This is a genomic window from Pseudomonas fluorescens (genome assembly GCF_900215245.1).
Classification (GTDB): domain Bacteria; phylum Pseudomonadota; class Gammaproteobacteria; order Pseudomonadales; family Pseudomonadaceae; genus Aquipseudomonas; species Aquipseudomonas fluorescens.
In genome coordinates, this window is record NZ_LT907842.1 from 5,970,723 (window position 1) to 5,991,426 (window position 20,704).

A 20,704-nucleotide genomic window follows, 5' to 3' on the forward strand; every position below is an offset into this window, starting at 1 on the left:
CTACTTGCGCACTTTGATGGAGAACAACCCTTGCGGGCGCAGCATCAGGATCAGAATCACCGACGACAAGGTCAGCACCTTGGCCATCGAGCCACTGAGGAAAAACTCCGACAGCGATTGGGTCTGGGCAATCACGAACGCCGAGGCGATGGTGCCGAACAGGCTTTGCGCGCCGCCGAACACCACCACCAGGAAGGTATCGACGATGTACTGCGAACCCGCCGTCGGCCCGGTGGAACCGATGGTGGTGAAGGCCGCGCCCGCCACACCGGCGACGCCGCAGCCGAGGGCGAATGTCATACGGTCGACCTTGCGCGTATTGATGCCCACGGCGCGGCTCATCAGGCGGTTCTGTACCGTGGCGCGCACCTGCAAGCCCCAGCGCGAGCGGTACAGCATGAGGAAGATCGCGGCGGTCAGCAGCAAGGTCAGGCCCATCATGAACAGGCCGTTGCGCGGGATTTCGATGGCGTCGGTGAAGTTCACCGAGCCCATCAGCCAGGCCGGTGGTTCGGCGCTGACTTCACGGGCGCCAAACACCGAACGGAAGGTTTGCTGCATCACCAGCGACAAGCCCCACGTGGCGAGCAAGGTGTCCAGCGGCCGCTTGTACAAACGGCTGATCATCGCCCACTCCACCAGCCAGCCGACGGCGCCGGCGACGAGGAATGACAGGGCGATGGCGAAGAAGAAGTAATAGGGTTGGAAGCTCGGCGCAAAGTGTGCGGTGAGGCTGGAGCACACGTAGGTGGTGTAGGCGCCGATGGTCAGGAATTCACCGTGAGCCATGTTGATCACGCCCATCTGGCCAAAGATGATTGCCAGCCCCAATGCCATCAGCAACAGCACGCAGAACACGGACAGGCCGTTGAACCCCTGCATTGCCGCGATGGCCCCAAATTCCGATAGCCATTCCATGATGATGGTCTCCTGAGCGGGAGGTTGAGATGCATTCTGCTGTTGATTTATGTGGAAGCTGGCTGGCCTGCGATGCAGGCCAGCCAGCTCCCACATAAAGCCAGTTGCCACAGTTGGATCAGTGCCGGCCCCGGTGTTATTGATAGCCTTTGGGGAACGGGTTCGGCTCAATCAGATCCGACTCGTAGATCACTTTGAACTGGCCGTTGGGCTGCACTTCACCGATACGCGACTTGCTCCACAGGTGATGGTTCTCGTGGATCTTCACGTAGCCTTCCGGCGCGGTTTTCAGCTCGATGCCCGGCGAGGCGGCCACGACTTTATCCACGTCGAAACTGCCGGCCTTCTCCACCGCGGCTTTCCACAACCATGGGCCGAGGTAGGCCGCCTGGGTCACGTCGCCGATCACCGCATCCTTGCCGTACTTGGCCTTGAAGGCTTCGACGAAGGCTTTGTTGTTGGGGTTGTCCAGGCTCTGGAAGTACTTCATCGAGGCGTAGAAACCGGCCATGTTTTCGCCGCCAATGCCGAGCAATTCATCCTCGGTCACCGACAGGGTCAGCAAGGTTTGCTTGGCGGCGTTCACACCCGCCGCATTCAGTTGTTTGTAGAACGCCACGTTGGAACCACCGACCACGGCCGCGAACACCACGTCCGGTTTCTTCAGCTTGACCTTGTTGATCAGCGAGCCGAACTGGGTATTGCCCAGCGGGTAGTAATCTTCGCCGACCACGGTGCCGTGCAGTACGTTTTCGATGTGCTTGCGCGCGATCTTCATCGAGGTGCGCGGCCAGATGTAGTCCGAGCCGACCAGGTAGAACGTCTTGGCACCTTTGGTCTTGGCGATCCAGTCGAGGCTGGCGAGGATTTGCTGGGTAGCTTCCTGGCCGGTGTAGATCACGTTTTTCGACTGTTCCAGGCCTTCATAGAAGGTCGGGTAGTAGAGCAAGCCGTTTTCTTTCTCGAAGATCGGCAGCACGGCTTTGCGCGAAGCCGAGGTCCAGCAGCCGAATACGGCGGCGACTTTATCGTTGACCAGCAGCTTCTTGGCTTTTTCAGCGAAGGTCGGCCAGTCGGAGGCGCCGTCTTCCTGGATGACCTTGATCTGCCGTCCCAGAATCCCGCCTGAGGCGTTGATCTGCTCGATAGCCAGACGCTCGGCCTGAATCGAGCCGGTTTCGGAAATCGCCATGGTGCCGGTGGCCGAGTGCAACTGGCCGACGGTCACTTCGGTAGGGGTCACGGCCAGGCCTTCGTTATCAGCCAGCACGCCCTGGCTGAACAGCGCGGCCGCCAGCAATGACAAGGCCAAGAGGGGTTTGGAGCGGATCAATCGTGGTGCCATGGGGCGACTCCTCTGCAATGAGGGTTCCAGCATGGCGGCAGCGCGCCAGCGCGGGTATACGCAGCCTGACGTAACGGTGTACGTCATTTGACGTATGCCGCTGCGCACTATTTTCGAGCAGGATCCCGACCGCCCGGACACCCTCGATCAATGCGGGAGCCGGCTTGCCTGCGATGGCGGTGTATCAGGCTGCATCTGCAGGGGTTGACCCAGCGCTGTCGCAGGCAAGCCAGTGCCTACATTTTGAATCGGGGCATGGAACTTGCTCATTTAAACTTGCCCACTCTGCGGAGCCTCCCACCGTGCACCCCACCCCTGGCACTCAGCGCATCGTCAAGATCCGCCGCGACTACAACACCTGGGTCGCCGACGAGACCATGGAAGACTATGCTCTGCGCTACACGCCAAAATCCTTTCGCAAATGGTCGGAACTGCGCATCGCCAACACCGCCCTGGGCGCCGTGTCGTTCCTGGCGCTGGAAGCCATCGGCGGTGTCCTGGCCTTGAGTTACGGCTTCACCAACACCTTTTGGGCGATCCTCGCGATCAGCCTGGTGATCTTCCTCACCGGCCTGCCCATCAGCTATTACGCGGCGCGTTACGGCGTGGACATGGACCTGCTGACCCGCGGCGCCGGCTTCGGCTACATCGGCTCAACCATCACCTCGCTGATCTACGCCAGCTTCACCTTCCTGTTCTTCGCCCTGGAAGCGGCGATCATGGCCCTGGCGCTGGAGTTGTATTTTCATATCCCGTTGGCCATCGCCTATGTCATTTGCTCGCTGCTGGTGATTCCGCTGGTGGCCTACGGCGTCACCCTGATCAGCCGCCTGCAACTGTGGACGCAACCGGTCTGGCTGCTGTTGCTGGTGCTGCCCTACGGCTTCGTGTGGTGGAAGAACCCCGATGCCTTCAGCGACTGGACCAGTTTCGTCGGGCGCAGTGGCGACGGCGGTGGTTTCAACCTGTTGGCGTTCTGCGCCGCCTGCACGGTGGCGCTGTCGCTGGTGACGCAGATTGGCGAACAGGTCGACTACCTGCGCTTTCTGCCGGAAAAAACCGCCGCCAACCGCAAACGCTGGTGGGCCGCGCTGCTCTGTGCCGGGCCCGGCTGGATCATCCCCGGGGCGTTAAAAATGTTCGCGGGCGCCTTCCTGGCCTTCCTTGCCCTGCAACATGAAATCCCCATGGAACGCGCCGCCGAGCCGACCCAGATGTACCTCGTCGCGTTCCGCTACGTGTTCAGCTCGCCGGAATGGGCGCTCGGCGCGATGGTGCTGTTCGTGTTCATCTCCCAGATGAAGATCAACCTGACCAACGCTTACGCCGGCTCCCTGGCCTGGTCGAACTTCTTCGCCCGCGTGACCCACAGCCATCCCGGCCGGGTGGTGTGGCTGGTGTTCAACGTGGCGATTGCACTGATGCTGATGGAGCTCGGCGTGTTCGATGTCATCGACCAGGTGCTGGGGCTCTACGCCAATATTGCGATTGCCTGGATCGGCACGCTGGTGGCCGACCTGGTCATCAACAAGCCCTTGGGCCTGTCGCCCCAACACATCGAGTTCAAGCGCGCCCACCTCTATGACATCAACCCGGTGGGCGTCGGCTCAATGCTGATCGCTTCATTGCTTTCGATCCTCGCCCACTTCGGTGTGCTCGGCGCACTCGCCCAGGCCGCGCCGCCGTTCGTCGCGCTGGGCACTGCGCTGATCATGGCGCCGCTGTTGGCCTGGCTGACCCGAGGCAAGTACTACATCGCCCGCACCAGTGATGTCCAACTGATTCATCCGGTGGCGCCTGCCACCCACGCGGTCTGCGGCCTGTGCAGCAACCCGTTCGAAACCGCCGACATGGCGTTCTGCCCGGCCTACAGCACGCCCATCTGCTCACTGTGCTGCTCGCTGGATGCTCGTTGCGGTGATCGCTGCAAGCCCCACGCCCGGCTGGTCAGCCAGTTTGAAAGCGCATTGCGCTGGCTGTTGCCGAACACGTTGATGCCCCGCCTGCATACCCGGCTGGCACATTATCTGGGGTTGTTATTGGTTCTGGTGCTGCTGCTCGCGGGGGCCCTGGCTCTGATCTACGTTCAGGCTGCCCAGGGGCTGCCGCATTCAGAGACGCTGTATCAGGCGTTCTTCAAGGCGTTTCTCACGCTCTCGGTACTCGCTGCCGTACTCGCCTGGTGGGTGGTGCTGACCCGCGAAAGCCGGCGTGTCGCCCAGGAAGAATCCGACCGCCAGACCCTGCTTTTGATGCAGGAAATCGACGCCCACAGCCTCACCGACCAAGCCCTGCAACAGGCCAAGGAAGCCTCCGAAGCGGCAAATGCCGCCAAGAGCCGCTACGTCACCGGGCTGTCCCACGAACTGCGCACGCCGCTCAACAGCATCCTCGGTTTTACCCAAATACTGCAGCGCGACAACGCTATGCCCGAGCAGCATCAGGACGCCCTGGCGACCATCCTGCGCAGCGGCTCGCACCTGTTGTCGCTGATCGACGGCCTGCTCGACGTGGCCAAGATCGAGGCCGGCAAGCTGCGCCTGGAACTCACCGAAATCCCCTTCCCGGAGCTGATTCACGACCTGGAGCAGATGTTTACTCCGCAGGCGCAGGACAAGGGCCTGCGCTTTCGCCTCGACTGCGTGGGCAAGATCCCGGCCGTGGTGCGTGGCGATGAAAAGCGCGTGCGGCAGATCCTGATCAACCTGCTGGGCAACGCGGTGAATTTTACCGACAGCGGTGAGGTGTGCCTGCGGGTCAGCTACATGCGCGAGACCGCCAATTTTGAAATCATCGACACCGGCATCGGGATTGATCCGGAGCAGATCGAACGGATTTTCCAGCCGTTCGAACGCGGCGATTTAATGCGCCAGGACAAGGGCGTGGGCCTCGGGCTGACCATCACACGCATGCTCACCTCGTTAATGGGCGGTGAACTGCGGGTCTCCAGCGAACTCGACAAGGGCACGTGCTTCCAGGTGCGGCTGTTTCTTTCCCAGGTGCGCGCGCCGCAAGCGGTGGTGCATGTGGAGCACGACATCATCGGCTATCAGGGTGAGCGCCGACGCATCCTGGTGGTGGACGACCACGTCGACCATCGCAAGATGCTGAGCGGCATGCTCACCCCTTTGGGTTTTGAAGTGATCCAGGCCAGTAACGGCCAGGAGGCGATTCGCCAGGTGGCGTTGCTGGCACCGGACTTGATCCTGATGGACTTGTCGATGCCGACGTTGGATGGCTTGGAAACCAGCCGTTTGATCCGCCGCAACGCGCTGTCCAGCGCGCCGATTATTGTGATCTCGGCCAACGCCTTTACCGACGACCGCGAACGCAGCATCGCCGCCGCCTGCAATGACTACCTGGCCAAGCCGGTGCGCACCCCGGAGCTGCTGGGGCGCCTGCAACAGCATCTGCAGTTGCAGTGGTTACGCCGCACCAAGACCTCCAGGGCGCCGGCGCCGCCCAGGGTCCTGCCCAGCCCTGAAGACCTCGCCGCGCTCGCCGAACTCAGCGCCATCGGCTATGTGCGCGGCCTACACGACAAACTCGACAAGATCCTTGAACACCGCCCGGACACTGAAGCATTCATCAGCAAAGTGCGCGGTTTGCTCAAGGGTTTCCGCCTGGATGAACTCAACCGAACCCTCAAGGAGGCCGAAGATGAATGCACTCACCCGCAGCACTGAACCCGGCGTGGTGCTGATCGTCGACGACACCCCGGACAACCTCGCCATGCTCTCCGATGCACTCGACGACGCCGGCTACATGGTGCTGGTCGCCCTCGACGGCCTCAGCGCACTGAACCGCGTGCAACGACGGCGCCCGGACCTGATCCTGCTGGACGCGATGATGCCCGGCCTGGATGGCTTCGAAACCTGCCGGCGGCTCAAGGCGCAGCCCGCCAGCGCCGACATCCCGGTGGTGTTCATGACCGGGCTGACCGACAGCAAGCATGTGGTGCAGGGCTTTGAAGTGGGCGGCAGCGACTATGTGACCAAGCCGATCCAGACCGACGAAGTATTGGCACGGGTGGCAGCGCATTTGCGCACCTCACGCATCTTGCTCTCGGCACGGGCGGCGACGCAGCCGAGTGTGCTGACCCTGGAAGACGCGCCGGCGCAGCGGCTGTTGTCGGCCAGGTTCCAACTGACCGAGCGCGAGGTGGAAGTGCTGCGCTGGGTGGCGTGCGGCAAGACCAATCGGGATATCGGCGATATTTTGGGGTTGAGCCCCAGGACGGTGAACAAGCACCTGGAGCATGTGTACGTGAAGTTGGGTGTGGAGACTCGCACGGCCGCGACGTCCGTGGCCCTGGCGGCGATCTGAACACGGTGGGAGCGGGCTTGCTCGCGAAAGCGGTGTGTCAGTTGACCTATCCATAACTGATCTATCGCATTCGCGAGCAAACCCGCTCCCACACGGGTGCTTCATCGTGGCGCAGATAGGTTACCCACCGAAGGTCTGCGACGGCCTGCGCAGGGTCGGATCAAACGGGTTGATCCTCGGCCCAATCGCCGCCGCTTCGCGCTTGAGCAACTCAACCACCATTGGCAAGCGGCTCGGCCCCAACCGATCACTGATGGTCGCCACACTCAGCGCCGCCACCGCATGCCCGTCCCGATTCAGAATCGGCACCGCCACCCCCGCCATGCCTTCCAACACCCCGGTATTGCGCGCTGCATAGCCCAGGCGCCGTACGTTCTCGACCTCCGAGCGCAGCAGCACTTCGTCATACAGGTGAAAGTCCTTGAGGCGTGGCAGGTTGTAGCGAATCACCGTCTCACGCTCTTCCTCCGGCAAGAACGCCAGAATCGCCAAGCTGCCCTGCCCCACGCCCAACGCCACGCGCCCACCGATATCGCCGGTAAACGTACGGATCGGATAGGGCCCCTCGCTGCGGTCCAGGCAGATCGCATCAAAGCCGCTGCGCGCGAGCAGGAACAGCGAATCGCCGAGGGAAGCACTCAGGCGCAACATGCTCGGCCGTACCAGGTCGCGCAGGTTGCCGGTCTTGCCCGCGTTGGCTGCCAGCGCGAAAAACTCCAGGCTCAGGCGATAGCGTTTGCTGCGTGCGTCCTGCTCGACCATGCCTTCGTCCATCAGGCTGCGCAGCAGGCGGTGGGTGGTGGGTTGGGACAAGCCGACCTGTTGCGCGAGTTGGGTCACACGTTCGCCGCCTTCCGGCACCTCGCCCAAGGTGCGCAGCAGCGCGAACAGCCGAGACACGCCGCCCGCACCGACTTCTCTACTTGCTTCATTCCGCTCAGTGGAATCCATAAGGCTAAACCCAGGCATAAATTCTAGTGAATGAATAAAACTGAAAATAATAGTCCATTCAGTGAAATTCCATCTTCCGCCCATCCTAGTCTTCGTCCTAATCTGCGTCCACAGGGGCGAAATGAACAACAAATGGCAGCCGACTCGAGATCGAGCGCCAACGCACCCGCAACACTCTTTTCGCATCTGCCCAAAACAAAAAAGCGCGTTTCGACGCGACTCAAAAAAGGTGGAACGCAGACATGGCATTTCTCCAACTCAACGCCTTGAGCAAACGCTACGGCGCCGTCGACGCGGTGGTCGCTACCGACCTTGCGGTGGAAAAAGGCGAGTTCGTTTCCCTGCTCGGCCCCTCGGGATGCGGCAAGACCACCACCCTGCAAATGATCGCCGGTTTCGTCGACGTGAGCGGCGGGCAGATTCTGCTCGACGGGCGTGACATCACCCACGCTAAGCCCGCCAGCCGTGGCCTGGGTGTGGTGTTCCAAAGCTACGCGCTGTTCCCGCACATGACCGTGCGCGACAACGTCGCCTTCGGCCTGAAGATGCGCAAAGTGCCGGTCGCCGAGATCGCCAGCAAAGTCAAAACCGTGCTCGAACTGGTGCGCCTGGCGCCCCACGCCGAGCGCTACCCGCGTGAACTGTCCGGCGGCCAACGCCAGCGTGTGGCCCTGGCCCGCGCCTTGGTGATCGAGCCGCCGGTGTTGCTGCTCGACGAACCGCTGTCCAACCTTGACGCCAACTTGCGCGAAGAAATGCAGTTTGAAATTCGCCGCATCCAGTGCGCCGTGGGCATCACCACCTTGATGGTCACCCACGACCAGGCCGAAGCGCTGTCCATCAGCGACCGCGTGGTGGTGATGCAGGCCGGGCGCGTGACCCAGATCGACGCGCCGTACAACCTGTATGAGCACCCGCGCACGCGCTTCATCTCGGATTTTGTCGGCAAAGCCAACCTGCTGCCGGGCGACTATGACGAACTCGGCGCCCCCCAGGTGCGTTGCATCAGCGGCGCAGGTGAACTGACCCTGAGCCTGCGCCCGGAAAAAATCACCCTGGTGGACGCCGGCGCCGGGCGCGTGCAAGGCAAGGTCCTCGACAGTTACTTCTTCGGCAGCCAATGGCTGTACCGCGTCCATACCCCTCTGGGTGAAATCACCGTGGTGCGCAGCAACGACGGCAGCGCGCCGCTCGCTTGCGGCGCGGCGGTGGGCCTGGACTGGCACGCCGGCCTGCTGCGCGTGTTGGCGGCGGATGAGGTGCGCGCATGAGTCGGGGTTATGTGTTGTCGTTACCGGCCCTGGTGCTGTTTACCGGGCTGTTGATCCTGCCGCTGCTGATGACGCTGGTGCTGTCGTTCAACGTGTTCGACTACCAGGTCGGCGTGAAGGCCGATGAGTGGACCTTCGCGCATTACCTGTCGCTGTTCAGTGACTCGTACTTTTACGAGATCTTCTGGCGCACCTTCTGGATCAGTGCCTTGGTGACCTTGTTGTGCGTGGTCATCGGCGTGCCCGAGGCCTACATCCTCAGCCGCATGGGCACCCCGTGGCGCTCGATCTTCCTGATCCTGATCCTCACGCCGCTGTTGATTTCGGTGGTGGTGCGCGCCTTCGGCTGGAGCCTGCTGCTCGGTGCCGACGGGCTGGTGAACCAGGTGATCCAGGCGCTCGGCGGGCGCCCGGTGAAACTGCTGTATACGCCGTTTGCGGTGATCATCGCGCTGGTGCACGTGATGCTGCCGTTCATGATCATTCCGGTGTGGACCTCGCTGCAAAAGCTCGACCCGTCGGCCGAACAGGCCGCCCTGTCGCTGGGTGCGAGCCAGGCCACGGTCATGCGCAAGATCGTGTTGCCGCAGGTCATGCCCGGCGTGCTCTCGGGCACCCTGATCGTGTTCGGCCTGGCCGCCAGTTCGTTTGCGATCCCCGGCCTGCTTGGCGGGCGCCGCCTGAAAATGGTCGCCACCGTGGTGTATGACCAGTACCTCTCGGAACTCAACTGGCCCATGGGCGCGACCATCGCGGTGGTGCTGCTGTTGGTCAATCTGCTGATCATGCTGAGCTGGAACCGCATGGTCGAAAGCCGCTACAAAAAGTCCCTGGGGGTTTAAGCGCATGTCCAGAAACGGTCCTTTGGCCCTGGGTTTCCACGGTTTGGTGGTGCTGTTCATGATGGCGCCGCTGGTGGTGGTGTGCCTGGTGGCCTTCACCCCCGAAAACACCTTGAGCCTGCCGACGTCGGGCTTCTCCCTGCGCTGGTTTCGCGCGGTGTTCGAGCGTGCCGACTTCATCCAGGCGTTCTATAACAGCCTGATCCTGGCGTTTACCGCCGCGACCCTGGCCACACTGATCGCAGTGCCGGCGGCCTTGGCGATCAGCCGATATCAATTCCCGGGGCGCAATTTTTTCAGTGCGCTGTTCCTGTCGCCGATCATCATCCCGCACCTGGTGCTGGGGGTGGCGATGCTGCGGCTGTTTGCCTTGATGGGCGTGAATGGCAGCTTCACCTGGCTGATGCTCGCCCACGTGGTGATCATCACGCCGTATGTGCTGCGCCTGGTGCTGGCCGCGGCGATCGGCATTGATCGCAGTGCCGAGCAGGCGGCGGAGTCGCTGGGTGCGAGCCGCTTTACGCTGTTTCGTCAGATTACCTTGCCGATGATTTTGCCCGGTGTAGCCGGCGGCTGGTTGCTGGCGTTTATCAACAGCTTCGATGAAGTGACCCTGTCGATCTTCGTCAGCTCGCCGGCCACGCAAACCTTGCCGGTGCGCATGTACGTGTACGCCACGGAGTCCATCGACCCAATGATGGCGGCAGTCTCGGCGCTGGTGATTGCGCTGACCGCAGCGACCATGATCCTGCTCGACCGGGTCTACGGCCTGGACCGCGTGCTGGTGGGGAAACATTGATGGCATTGTTCAAACGATTGGCCGAAACCGCGCGCCCTGCCCTGGCCTTCACCCTGGATGGGCAGCCGGCCACGGGCTTGCTGGGCGACACGCTGCTGACCGCCATGCTGACCTGCGCCGATCACCTGCGCGGCAGCGATTTCAGTGCCGAGCGGCGTGCCGGTTTCTGCCTGATGGGCGCCTGCCAGGATTGCTGGGTGCGGCTGGACGACGGGCGCCGTGTGCGGGCGTGTTCGACGCTGTTGGAAGAAGGCCAGGCGATCAGCCGCGATCCGGGGCGCCAGGCATGAAACCCATCGTGATTGTCGGCGCCGGCCCGGCAGGTATCAGCGCAGCGCGTACCCTGCTCGACCATGGCATCCAGCCTTGTCTGGTGGATGAAAGCCTGCGCGGTGGCGGGCAGATCTATCGGCGCCAACCGGCGAACTTCCAGCGCTCGCCCAAGCAACTTTATGGGTTTGAAGCGCGCAAGGCCGAGGCCGTGCACCGCACCCTGGATGAGCTGGCGCCATTGATCGACTACCGACCGCAAACCCTGGTCTGGAACGCCGAGGACGGTCGGCTGGACATGTTGACTAACCACCGTGCGCAGAGCATCGAGTATGCCCGGATCATCGTCGCGACCGGCGCCACGGACCGTATCCTGCCGGTGCCCGGCTGGACCTTGCCGGGGGTCTACAGCCTGGGCGCGGCGCAAATCGCCTTGAAATATCAAGGCTGCGCCATCGGTGAACGGGTCGCATTGTGTGGCAGCGGGCCGTTGCTGTACCTGGTGGCTTACCAGTACGCCAAGGCCGGCGCCAAGGTGGTCGCAGTGCTCGACAGCGCGCCGTTCAGCGCACAGTGCCGTGCATTACCGGCGTTACTCGGGCAACCGGCGACCCTGGCCAAAGGTTTGTATTATCGCGCCTGGCTGACAGCCCATGGCATTCCCGTGCATCAGGGCGCAACGCTCACGCAGATTGACGGCGAACTGCGGGTCACCGGGATTCGCTGGGGTGAGCACCGGTTGGACTGCGACGCCGTGGCCTTCGCCCATGCCTTGCGCAGCGAGACACAATTGGCGGACCTGCTCGGCTGTGACTTTGCCTGGAGCAGCTTGAACCGTGCCTGGTTGCCGCAGCGCGACAGCGCCGGGCGCAGCAGCGTAAACAACGTGTACCTGGCGGGCGACGGGGCCGGCATCATGGGCGCCGACGCCGCGCAAGTCGCCGGTGAACGCGCGGCATTGGCCGTGCTGGAAGATTCAGGCAGCACCATCGATCAGCGCCGCGCTGCCCAACTGGAGCAGCAACTGGCAGGCATCCAGCGCTTTCGCCATGGCCTGGAAACCGCCTTCCCCTTTCCTCAACAGTGGGCTGCGCAGGCGCCGGATGCACTGATCCTGTGCCGCTGCGAAGAGGTAAGCGTCGGCGAGGTGCGCGCGGTGGTGGATGAAGGCCATTGGGAACTCAACCGCGTCAAGGCCCATTGCCGGGTCGGCATGGGCCGTTGCCAGGGCCGCATGTGCGGGCTGGCCGCAGCCGAGATTGTGGCCGAGCGCAGTGGTCGAGGGATTGAAAGCGTAGGCCGCCTGCGTGGCCAGGCACCGATCAAGCCGCTGCCGTTTGGCGTGGAGGTGCAACCATGATCGATGTCATCGTACTGGGCGGCGGCATCGTCGGTGCTTCGGCGGCGCGGACGCTGGCACACAAAGGCCAGCGTGTGGCCCTGGTAGAGCGAGATTTCTGTGGCTCTCATTCCAGCGGCGTCAACTATGGTGGCGTGCGGCGCCAGGGGCGGCCGGTGCATCAGTTGCCGTTGTCGCAACGCGCCCATCAGTTGTGGGCCGACTTGCCGGGGTTGATCGGCATTGACGGCGAGTACGTGCGCTGCGGGCATTTGAAATTGGCGCGCAGCCAGGCGGATTTCGCCGCGCTGCAGGCGTATGCCGAGCAAACCCGGGACTTTGACCTGGGCTTGCAACTGCTGGATTACGCGCAATTGCGCGCACGCTTTCCCTGGGTCGGCGATGTGGCGGTCGGCGCGTCACTGTGCCCTGAAGACGGCCATGCCAACCCGCGCCTGGTCTCGCCCGCCTTCGCCCGTGCAGCGCAGCGCCTCGGCGCCTCGGTGTACGAGCAGGCCGAAGTGATTCGCATCGAACATGACAGCCAACGCTTCCACGTGCACTGCGCCAACGGCCTGCACCTGCAAGCAGCCTGGCTGCTCAACTGCGCCGGCGCCTGGGCCGGTCACGTCGCCGAACAGTTCGGCGAGCCGGTGCCGATCACCGCGGCGCACCCGGCCATGCTGGTCACCGAGCCGCTGCCGGTGGTGATGAACGTCAGTACCGGGGTTGAAGGCGGTGGGATATACGCGCGTCAGGTCGCCCGGGGCAATTGCATCCTTGGCGGCGGCCGCGGGTTTGCGCTGGGCCCGCAAACGGCGCGCCCGGGGCAAGCGGCAGTGCTGGAGATTTTGCGCAATGCCGGCGAGTTGTACCCGTTCCTCAAGGGCGCCCAGGCGATCCGCACCTGGAGCGGCACCGAAGGTTACCTCCCCGACCATGAGCCGGTGATCGGCCCAAGCAGCACCCAACCTGGCCTGCTCCACGGTTTCGGCTTTGCCGGCGCCGGGTTCCAGCTCGGCCCCGCCGTCGGTGAAGCCCTGGCAGAGATCGTCTGCGTCGGGGCCAGCCGCCAACCCATCGAAGCGTTTTCCATCCGTCGTTTCCAAGCCTGAGAGGAAAAACCCAATGAACACACGTATCGCGCTGTCCTGCTTGCCCCTCGCACTGCTCGCCTCCATCGCCCATGCTGCGCCGACGCTGTACCTGGGCATGAACGGCGGCACCATGGAACGGGTGTACGCCGACAAGGTGCTGCCCGCCTTCGAAAAAGCCAATAACGTCAAGGTGGTGATCGTGCCCGGCACCTCGTCGGACATCCTCGCCAAGGTCCAGGCCAATAAAGACAACCCGCAGATGCACGTGATGTTCCTCGACGACGGCATCATGTACCGCGCCATCGCCATGGGCCTGTGCGACAAGCTGGCGCCGAGCCCGTCGCTGGAGCAGATCCCGGCCAAGGCGAAAATCAAGCAAGAGGCTGTGGCCGTGACGCTGGGCGTTACCGGCCTGGGCTATAACGCCAAGATGTTCAAGGAAAAAGGCTGGGCCGCACCCACCTCGTGGATGGACCTGGCCGACCCGCGCTTCAAGGACAAAGTGGTGTTCCAGTCCCTCGCCTCCTCCACCTTCGGCCTGCACGGCTTTTTGATGTTCAACCGTATCCAGGGCGGCTCCGAAACCAACGTGGAACCGGGCTTCAAGGCCTGGCCGAAGACCATCGGCCCCAACGTGCTGGAATACATCGCCAGCTCCGCGAAGATCTCCGAGATGGTGCAAACCGATGAAGCCGCGATCTTCCCCCTGACCCCGACTCAAGTCACCACTCAGCAACTGCTGGGCATCCCGATGGAATATGCGCAACCGAAGGAAGGCGCGGTGGTGCTCAACGTGGCCGAATGCGTGATTGCCCGTAATGACCAACCGGAACTGGCGCAAAAACTCGCGGCGTTTTTGTTGACGGCACAAGCCCAGGCGCCGGCGTTGGAGGACGGCGACCAGATTCCGTCGAACCCAACTACACCGACCACCGACAAAACCCGTGCGCGGGTGGAGGCAATGCAGGGTTACCTGCAGACGGCGATTTCAATTGATTGGGACCAGGTCAATCAGGCGCGGCCGGAGTGGAATGCGCGGTGGAGCCGCTCGATCGAACGCTAACCGCAAAGCCAGCAGCGCTCGCGTGATCTTGCGCGAGCGTTACGGGCGGCTCGTGTGGCGCGATTCGGTGGTTGGGTTATGTGAGTACTTCTTCAAGAGCGCTTGAGTGGCAGTTTTGCGCACGCGAATTTCCGCCAGTTTCAGTTGCATGTCTTGATAACGCTGCGTGCTCATCAGAATCAGGCCCAGCAGCGGAAGCACGATACCCAATGCGTAAACCAGCGCGTGGGGCCGGTATTGCAGGGTCGGTGTCACCAGCAGCAGGCAGAAAATGAAATACCCCAGCTGCAAGCCGGTTGCGCAGCTGCGCCCGCGCGCCAGCATCCAATGGGCAAACGCAGAAAAAGCCGTCAAGCCGACAAAGAGGCCCAGGCAGCCTCCGGTTTGCAGCGGCGCGGCCACAGAGCACAGGTAGGTCTTTTTAGTCAGCAACGTAACGGTGGCCGCTGAGAACTGGGCCATGAACACCATGGCGGTCATTTCCGGCAAGCATTGGGCAAGACGGTTAATGGTTGACTCCCTCACTCTCTAGCCTCCCCAGTCAAGCCGTGGCACGGACCGAAGCCGCGGGTGTAAAAACACAGAGAGTAGTGAGTCGCGTCCTGCAAAAATCTAAGAAAGTTCTTATTTTTTGACGCGGTGGGTGTTGCCGATCGAGTCGGGAACCACCGGCAATGCGCGTTTATGCGCCGTATTGGCATAAGCCCGTTCGACAATCGCCCTCACCCGCGCACTCACCGGTTCGCCCATCAGGTACGCGTCAATCTCTGCATAGGTGCAGCCATACGCCTGCTCATCCGCCTTGCCTGGCGCCAGGTCTTCGAGGTCGGCGGTGGGTTGTTTGTGGATCAGCTCAGCGGGCGCGCCCAGAGCGCTGGCAAGCAGGCGTACCTGGGTTTTGGTCAGGCCTGACAGCGGTGCGAGGTCGCAGGCACCGTCACCGAATTTGGTGAAGAACCCCATCAGTGCTTCAGCGCCGTGGTCGGTGCCGACCACCAGCCCGTTGTGCAGATTGGCCACGGCGTATTGCGCGATCATCCGCGTGCGGGCCTTGACGTTGCCTTTGATGAAGTCGACCTGAGCGGCGCCAGCCTCGGTGGCGGTGAGGCTGGCCATCAGGCCGTCGACACTGGCGGCGATGTTCAACGTGTCGACGTGGTCCGCTGTGATGAAGTTCAGCGAGGCCTGGGCATCACGCTCGTCGGCCTGGGTTTTATAGGGCAGCCGCATCGCGATAAAGCGCGCGGCGTAGCCTTCGCTACGCAATTGCTCCACCGCCAATTGGCACAGACGGCCCGCGGTCAGCGAATCGACGCCGCCGCTGATGCCCAGCACCAGAGCCTTACAGCCGGAGCTGCGCAAGGTGGCCTTGATGAAATCGATGCGCCGCTGGATTTCCCGAGGCTCACCGCCACTGACCAACGCGCGGTTGATGTTCAGTTCCTCAGCGGTACGTGCTTGCATGTCACACCTCCACACTGCCCACGTTGAACACCTTCGCCGCGTACTGCAAGAACGAGGCGTCTTCACAGACGTTCTTGATCGGATCATCGGAAAATTTCACCACCGGCTCGCCGTGCACCCGCACCAGCTTCATGACGATGCTCAGCGGTTGCACGCCCTCGACATCGCAGGCCAGGCTGGTGCCCATACCGAAACCGAACCGGGCCTTGCCACGCACGTGCCGCAGGATCGGCAGGCATTTTTCGAAGTTCAGGCCGTCGGAAAACATCAGGTCCTTGGTCATCGGGTCGATGCCCAGTGCTTTGTAGCGCGCCAGGACTTTGTCAGCCCATACGATCGGGTCACCGGAGTCCTGGCGCAGGCCGTCGTAAAGCTTGGCGAAGTACAGGTCGAAGTCCTTGAGGAAAAAATCGGTGCTGATGCAGTCGGTCAAGGCGATGCCGAGGCGGCCGCGGTATTCACGCACCCAGTTTTCCAGCGCGGCGTTCTGACTCTCGCGCAAGCGGCCCAGTTGCTGGTGCACCATCAGCCACTGGTGCGCCATGGTGCCGATCAGCGGCAGGTCAAACTCATAGGCCAGGTGCGCGTTGCTGGTGCCGACAAATTGGCCAGGGAAGTCACGGCGCATGATATCGACCACTTCGCGCTGGGCCTTGAATGACAGCCGCCGGCGCGTTGAAAAGTCGGAGACGCGCAAGTCGGCCAGCTCATCGCGGCTGAGGTTTTTCTCCAGCCAGTCGAACTTCTGGTAAAGCTTGCGGGTGACGTCTTCGAGGCTTACGTCGGGGTACTTGTCGCGGTTGCGCAGTTCGCTGACCAGCGCCAAAACCGGCTGTTCGAACATGATGCAGTGCAGCATCGGGCCCACCACGCGGATGTTCAGTTGGCCGTCAACCTCGCTGACGTGGATATAGCGCAGATTAAAGCGGAACAACCCCAGAAAACGCTCGTAATCCGCAGTGAGGTATTCGCGAAAGCGTGGGTTGAACAGAAAGCGCAGCTCGCCTTCGCGCATGTGCAGGCCGGCGAGCTTTTCCAGCTCGTCACGCAGTGCCGGGATCAAGTGGCCAAGCTTTTCCGGCGAGCGGACGATGAAGTTGTATTCCACATCGACATTCGGGTGCTGGTGCAATACCGCCTGCATCATGGTGAAGGTGTAGTAATCAGTGTCGAGCAAGCCCTGGATCACCGGGGATTCATAGTCGTACGCACTTTCCATGGTGGTTCTCCTTAACGCGTGGCCATCGCGGCCAGTTCTTCGCGGGTGTTGCTGATCACGGCACCGGCCTTTTGCAATTCACCAACGGCCTGCACGCCGCCCTCCTCGCTGATTGCTCGACACGCAGGCAAGTGCAGGATCACCTCCAGGCCGGCCTTGAGCAGTTGCAACGCGGTGGTCTTGACGCAGTAATCCAGGGCCAGGCCGCCGACGATCACGCGGGTGACGCCGTGGGCGTTCAGATACTCGATAACGCCGGTGGACAGCTTGTCGTGCAAGTCGTGGTAGCAGGCACCGTAGGGGTGCAGATCGGGTTCGACGCCTTTCCAGATGAAGTAGTCGTAGTCATACGGAACGGGTAATTCATCCAGCAATGTAAAACCGTCGGTGCCCGGTACGCAGTGGCTGACCCAGGTGACATCCGCGTGGGCCAGGCCGGTGGGTTGCAGCATCTCGCTGTGCTGCGTGACCACCCAGGGCGCGTGCGGGGTGTGCGCGTCTTTGCTGCCGACACGACGGCCGGCCAGGCTGGCCATGTAGTTGAGTTCAGCGCCGATCTGGTCGCCGCCGGCCACAGGCAATTCGTTGGGGCACAGTGGCGTGAAGCTTTTCTGGGCATCGACGTCGAATGAAGCAATGGCAGTTTTCGAAAGGGGCATGGCAGTTCTCCTGTGGCCTGTAAACAAAAGTACACGTCGTGTACTTTCATTGCAAGAAACATTTATTTAACTAGGCTTGATTCAGTACATGACATGGCTGTTCGATGGGTTAGACTGTGCTCCACCGCTGCCTACAAGGATTTCACATGCCACTTAGCGCTTACCTCCATACCGTCGACCTGTGCGTGCTGTTCTACTGCCGTGCTGCCGGGGAATTGAAGCTGCTGCTGAATAAGCGCGAAGCCGAGCCTTTTGCCGGGCACTGGGCATTACCGGGCGTGGTGGTGAACGGCGGCGTGCAAGATCTGAGCCTCAAGGATGCGGTAGAACGCTTGCGGGCGAGTGACAAGGTAGGTTTCAACCTGGCCTTGAGTGAACAGGTCGGGACGGTGGGCGATGCGTTTCGTGACCCACGCTGCTGGTCATCCTCCACTTACTACCTGGCCATCGTCGCCGATGAGGTGAGCCTGGGTGAGCATCAAGGCTGGTTTTCGCTGAACGCAGTGGCCGCTGGCAGTATCAAGCTGCCATTCGATCACAACCTGATCGTGGCGGCGGTGCAGGAGCGGCTGTTGTCCAAGTCGCTGTACAGCAACCTGCCGCTGATGTTCCTGGGCAATGAATTCAGCGCGCCGGAAGCCACCACGATTTTCTCGCTGGTGCTTTCACGGCCGGTACTGAAGACCAGTATTCGCCAGCGCTTGTTGAAGCTGACGGAGGCGGGATATCTGCGCGAGACCGGGCGCAAGAAGCACGGCAATGGCGGCAGGCCGCAGGCGACGGTGCAGAACCTGAAGCCTGGAGAGATTTACTTCTTTGATCGCAGTTTTGCCGAGTAACTCGCTATTCACCCACAATGAAAATCAACGGTGGGAGCGGGCTTGCTGCCGAAAGCGGCGGGTCAGCCACTGCATTTGCTGACGGTCATACCGCAATCGGGCGCAAGCCCCCTCCCACACGGTTGATGGGTGCTCGGCTTCAGTTCATCCAATTGCCGCCATCGACGTTGTAGGTTTGGGCAACCACATAGTCGGCCTCTTTCGACGCCAGAAAAATCGCCATCCCGGTCAAATCCTCCGCCGTGCCCATCCGTCCATAAGGCACCTCGGCGCCGACCCGCGCTTTTTTCTCACCGGGCGCTAGGCCTTCATGCCTGGCAAACAGTGCATCCACACCGTCCCAATGCTCACCGTCGACTACACCGGGGGCGATGGCGTTGACATTGATGCCCTGCTTGATCAGGTTCAACCCCGCCGATTGCGTAAGGCTGATCACTGCGGCCTTGGTCGCGCAATAGATGGCCACCAACGGCTCACCCCGCCGCCCGGCCTGACTGGCCATGTTGATGATCTTGCCGCCATGGCCCTGGCTGATCATTTGCCGCGCCGCCGCCTGCAAGGTGAACAGCGTGCCGGCCACGTTGATCGAGAACAGCCGGTCATAGCTGTCACGGGTGATGTCGACGATGGGCGCGAGGTCGAACAGCGCGGCGTTGTTGATCAGAATATCGAGCTTGCCGGCGTGGGCGACCACGGCGGCAATCGCGCGGTCGATGGAGGCTTGGTCGGTGACGTCCATCGCCACCGCATAAGCCTGTGAGCCCAGCTCTGCCGCCGTGGCTTGGGCGCGTTGCAGGTTGATGTCGGCGATGGCAACCGTGGCGCCTTCGGCGATATAGGCCTGGGCAAAGGCGCGGCCAATACCGCGCGCCGATCCAGTGATCAGCGCGCTCTTACCTTCCAGTCGTTTCATGGGGTACGTGTCCGTTAACAATTATTTGGGATAACCGGCGCGTTTCATTTCGCGCTCGGTGGTGGCCTGCGCTTCGAGCAGCGCCTGGTCAACCGTCATGCCGCCGGTGAGCGCTGCCGAAAACAGCTTGCCGACCGAGGTGCCGATGGCCTGGAACTCAGGGATGGTCACGTACTGGATGCCCACGTAGGGCACCGGTTTGGCCGACGGGTGCGCGGGGTCCGCGTGTTTCATCATTTCCAGCGTCACCTGGGCAAACGGTGCGGCCTGCAAATACGCCGCACTGTAGGTGGACTGGCGAGTGCCCGGCGGTACATTGGTGATGCCTTCTTTATCGGCGACCAGTTGGATGTAATCCTTGGAAGTTGCCCAGCTGATGAAGGCTTTGGCGGCGTCCTTATGCTTGGACGTGGCCGGGATTGCCAGGGACCAGGCGTAGAGCCAAGAAGAGCCTTTGTCGGTGACTTCCGTTGGGGCGGCGGCAAAGCCTACATCATCCGCAACCTTGCTCTGGCGCTTGTCGGTGGTGAAAGAGCCGGCGACACTGGCATCCACCCAGATCGCACATTTGCCGCTGTTGAACAGCGCCAGGGTTTCGTTGAAACCGTTACTGGAGACGCCCGGCGGGCCATAGTGCTTCAGGGTGTTGACGTAATAGTTGGCTGCTGCGGTCCACTCGGGGCTGGTCAACTCGGGCTTCCACTGTTCGTCGAACCAGCGCGCGCCAAAGGCGTTGGCCATGGTACTGAGCAGCGCAATGTTTTCACCCCAGCCAGCCTTGCCACGCAGGCACATGCCGTATTGGCCTTGATCTTTTGCGGTGAGCTTGGCGGCGAATTCACCAAGCTGGGTCCAGGTCGGGTGCGCGGGCATGCTCAGGCCGGCTTGCTTGAACAGGTCGGTGCGGTAGTAAGTGACCGTGCTTTCGCCGTAGAACGGCAAGGCATACAGGGTGTTATTGACCGACAGGCCCTGGCGCACCGAAGGGAAGATATCGTCAGCGTCATAGTCAGCCGGCAATTGGCTCAGCGGTTCCAGCCAGTGTTTGGCGCCCCACAGCGGGGTTTCGTAGGTGCCAATCGTCAGCACATCGAATTGCCCACCTTGGGTGGCGATGTCGGTGGTGAGGCGCTGGCGCAATACGTTTTCTTCGAGCACCACCCAATTGAGCTTGATGTCCGGGTGCTGCTGCTCGAACACCTTGGACAGGCGCTGCATGCGGATCATGTCACTGTTGTTGACCGTGGCGATGGTGACGGTGTCGGCGGCGTAGCTGGGCATGGCCAGCGCCAGGCCGGTCATCAGGAACAGCGCTTGCGCAAGTGTGGCGTTGCGGGTCGGGAGCATGGCGGTTTCCACCTGTTGTTTTTGTTGTTGAGGGTCGATTAC

The 20,704-nt window shown here is 62.1% G+C and carries 19 protein-coding genes; 10 read left to right on the plus strand and 9 right to left on the minus strand.

The genetic code is table 11. The features are described 5' to 3' along the window. Together urtB and urtA are read right to left on the minus strand one after the other, a co-directional pair. The gene (gene urtB / locus CPH89_RS27390) at positions 1–918 is read right to left on the minus strand and encodes an urea ABC transporter permease subunit UrtB (protein WP_053256607.1); all 918 of its coding nucleotides are present in this window, start codon (positions 916–918) and stop codon (positions 1–3) included. A gap of 136 nt (positions 919–1,054) precedes the next feature. Then, positions 1,055–2,263: an urea ABC transporter substrate-binding protein gene (gene urtA, locus CPH89_RS27395; RefSeq protein ID WP_053256608.1), complete on the minus strand. Its 1,209-nt coding sequence runs from the start codon at positions 2,261–2,263 to the stop codon at positions 1,055–1,057. A gap of 302 nt (positions 2,264–2,565) precedes the next feature. Here urtA and CPH89_RS27400 point away from each other — a divergent pair, with 302 nt between their 5' ends. Together CPH89_RS27400 and CPH89_RS27405 are read left to right on the plus strand one after the other, a co-directional pair. After that, positions 2,566–5,949 (plus strand): ATP-binding protein, encoded by a 3,384-nt coding sequence (locus CPH89_RS27400; RefSeq protein WP_053256609.1) that lies wholly within the window; start codon positions 2,566–2,568, stop codon positions 5,947–5,949. Then, positions 5,924–6,589 (plus strand): response regulator, encoded by a 666-nt coding sequence (locus CPH89_RS27405; protein WP_053256610.1) that lies wholly within the window; start codon positions 5,924–5,926, stop codon positions 6,587–6,589. The genes CPH89_RS27400 and CPH89_RS27405 overlap by 26 nt, the downstream gene beginning before the upstream one ends. A gap of 120 nt (positions 6,590–6,709) precedes the next feature. Here CPH89_RS27405 and CPH89_RS27410 read toward each other — a convergent pair whose 3' ends face one another. Beyond that, on the minus strand, positions 6,710–7,540 hold the full coding sequence (locus CPH89_RS27410; protein WP_053256611.1) for an IclR family transcriptional regulator: 831 nt from the start codon (positions 7,538–7,540) through the stop codon (positions 6,710–6,712). Positions 7,541–7,782: 242 nt separating this feature from the next. On the opposite strand from CPH89_RS27410, the gene CPH89_RS27415 reads away from it, so the two are divergent. Genes CPH89_RS27415 through CPH89_RS27445 form a run of 7 tightly spaced genes read left to right on the plus strand, consistent with a single transcriptional unit; the run spans position 7,783 to position 14,221 of the window. Next, positions 7,783–8,811, plus strand: a complete 1,029-nt coding sequence (locus CPH89_RS27415) for an ABC transporter ATP-binding protein (protein ID WP_053256612.1) — start codon at positions 7,783–7,785, stop codon at positions 8,809–8,811. Further along, positions 8,808–9,653, plus strand: coding sequence for an ABC transporter permease (locus CPH89_RS27420; RefSeq protein WP_053256613.1), 846 nt, complete (start codon positions 8,808–8,810; stop codon positions 9,651–9,653). The genes CPH89_RS27415 and CPH89_RS27420 overlap by 4 nt, the downstream gene beginning before the upstream one ends. A gap of 4 nt (positions 9,654–9,657) precedes the next feature. Then, positions 9,658–10,452, plus strand: a complete 795-nt coding sequence (locus tag CPH89_RS27425) for an ABC transporter permease (RefSeq protein WP_053256614.1) — start codon at positions 9,658–9,660, stop codon at positions 10,450–10,452. Next, positions 10,452–10,742, plus strand: a complete 291-nt coding sequence (locus tag CPH89_RS27430; RefSeq protein ID WP_053256615.1) for a (2Fe-2S)-binding protein — start codon at positions 10,452–10,454, stop codon at positions 10,740–10,742. Before CPH89_RS27425 ends, CPH89_RS27430 begins: the two co-directional genes overlap by 1 nt. Next, a complete protein-coding gene (locus tag CPH89_RS27435) occupies positions 10,739–12,082 on the plus strand; it encodes an FAD/NAD(P)-dependent oxidoreductase (RefSeq protein ID WP_053256616.1) in 1,344 nt (447 codons plus the stop codon). Before CPH89_RS27430 ends, CPH89_RS27435 begins: the two co-directional genes overlap by 4 nt. Then, entirely contained in the window at positions 12,079–13,176 is a 1,098-nt protein-coding gene (locus CPH89_RS27440; protein ID WP_053256617.1) for an NAD(P)/FAD-dependent oxidoreductase, read from the plus strand. Before CPH89_RS27435 ends, CPH89_RS27440 begins: the two co-directional genes overlap by 4 nt. A 13-nt stretch (positions 13,177–13,189) precedes the next feature. Continuing rightward, a complete protein-coding gene (locus CPH89_RS27445) occupies positions 13,190–14,221 on the plus strand; it encodes an ABC transporter substrate-binding protein (protein ID WP_053256618.1) in 1,032 nt (343 codons plus the stop codon). 39 nt (positions 14,222–14,260) lie between these two features. Here the strand turns inward: CPH89_RS27445 and CPH89_RS27450 are convergent, their stop codons facing one another. The 4 genes from CPH89_RS27450 to CPH89_RS27465 all read right to left on the minus strand — a co-directional run bounded on the left by CPH89_RS27450 (position 14,261) and on the right by CPH89_RS27465 (position 17,563). Next, a complete protein-coding gene (locus CPH89_RS27450; RefSeq protein WP_139372233.1) occupies positions 14,261–14,746 on the minus strand; it encodes a hypothetical protein in 486 nt (161 codons plus the stop codon). A 99-nt stretch (positions 14,747–14,845) separates the two neighbouring features. Further along, positions 14,846–15,685 (minus strand): NAD(+) synthase, encoded by an 840-nt coding sequence (nadE, locus tag CPH89_RS27455; protein WP_053256620.1) that lies wholly within the window; start codon positions 15,683–15,685, stop codon positions 14,846–14,848. A gap of 1 nt (position 15,686) precedes the next feature. After that, positions 15,687–16,904, minus strand: a complete 1,218-nt coding sequence (gene pncB, locus CPH89_RS27460; protein WP_053256621.1) for a nicotinate phosphoribosyltransferase — start codon at positions 16,902–16,904, stop codon at positions 15,687–15,689. A gap of 11 nt (positions 16,905–16,915) precedes the next feature. Beyond that, positions 16,916–17,563 carry a nicotinamidase gene (locus CPH89_RS27465; RefSeq protein WP_053256622.1) on the minus strand — a complete coding sequence of 216 codons (648 nt, stop codon included), beginning with the start codon at positions 17,561–17,563 and terminating at the stop codon, positions 16,916–16,918. A gap of 146 nt (positions 17,564–17,709) precedes the next feature. Between CPH89_RS27465 and CPH89_RS27470 the strand changes: the two genes are divergently transcribed. Next, a complete protein-coding gene (locus CPH89_RS27470; protein WP_053256623.1) occupies positions 17,710–18,402 on the plus strand; it encodes an NUDIX hydrolase in 693 nt (230 codons plus the stop codon). A gap of 139 nt (positions 18,403–18,541) precedes the next feature. Here the strand turns inward: CPH89_RS27470 and CPH89_RS27475 are convergent, their stop codons facing one another. Next, positions 18,542–19,315 (minus strand): L-iditol 2-dehydrogenase, encoded by a 774-nt coding sequence (locus CPH89_RS27475; protein WP_053256624.1) that lies wholly within the window; start codon positions 19,313–19,315, stop codon positions 18,542–18,544. A 21-nt stretch (positions 19,316–19,336) separates the two neighbouring features. Further along, on the minus strand, positions 19,337–20,617 hold the full coding sequence (locus CPH89_RS27480; RefSeq protein ID WP_162232026.1) for an ABC transporter substrate-binding protein: 1,281 nt from the start codon (positions 20,615–20,617) through the stop codon (positions 19,337–19,339). Positions 20,618–20,704 lie beyond the last annotated feature (87 nt).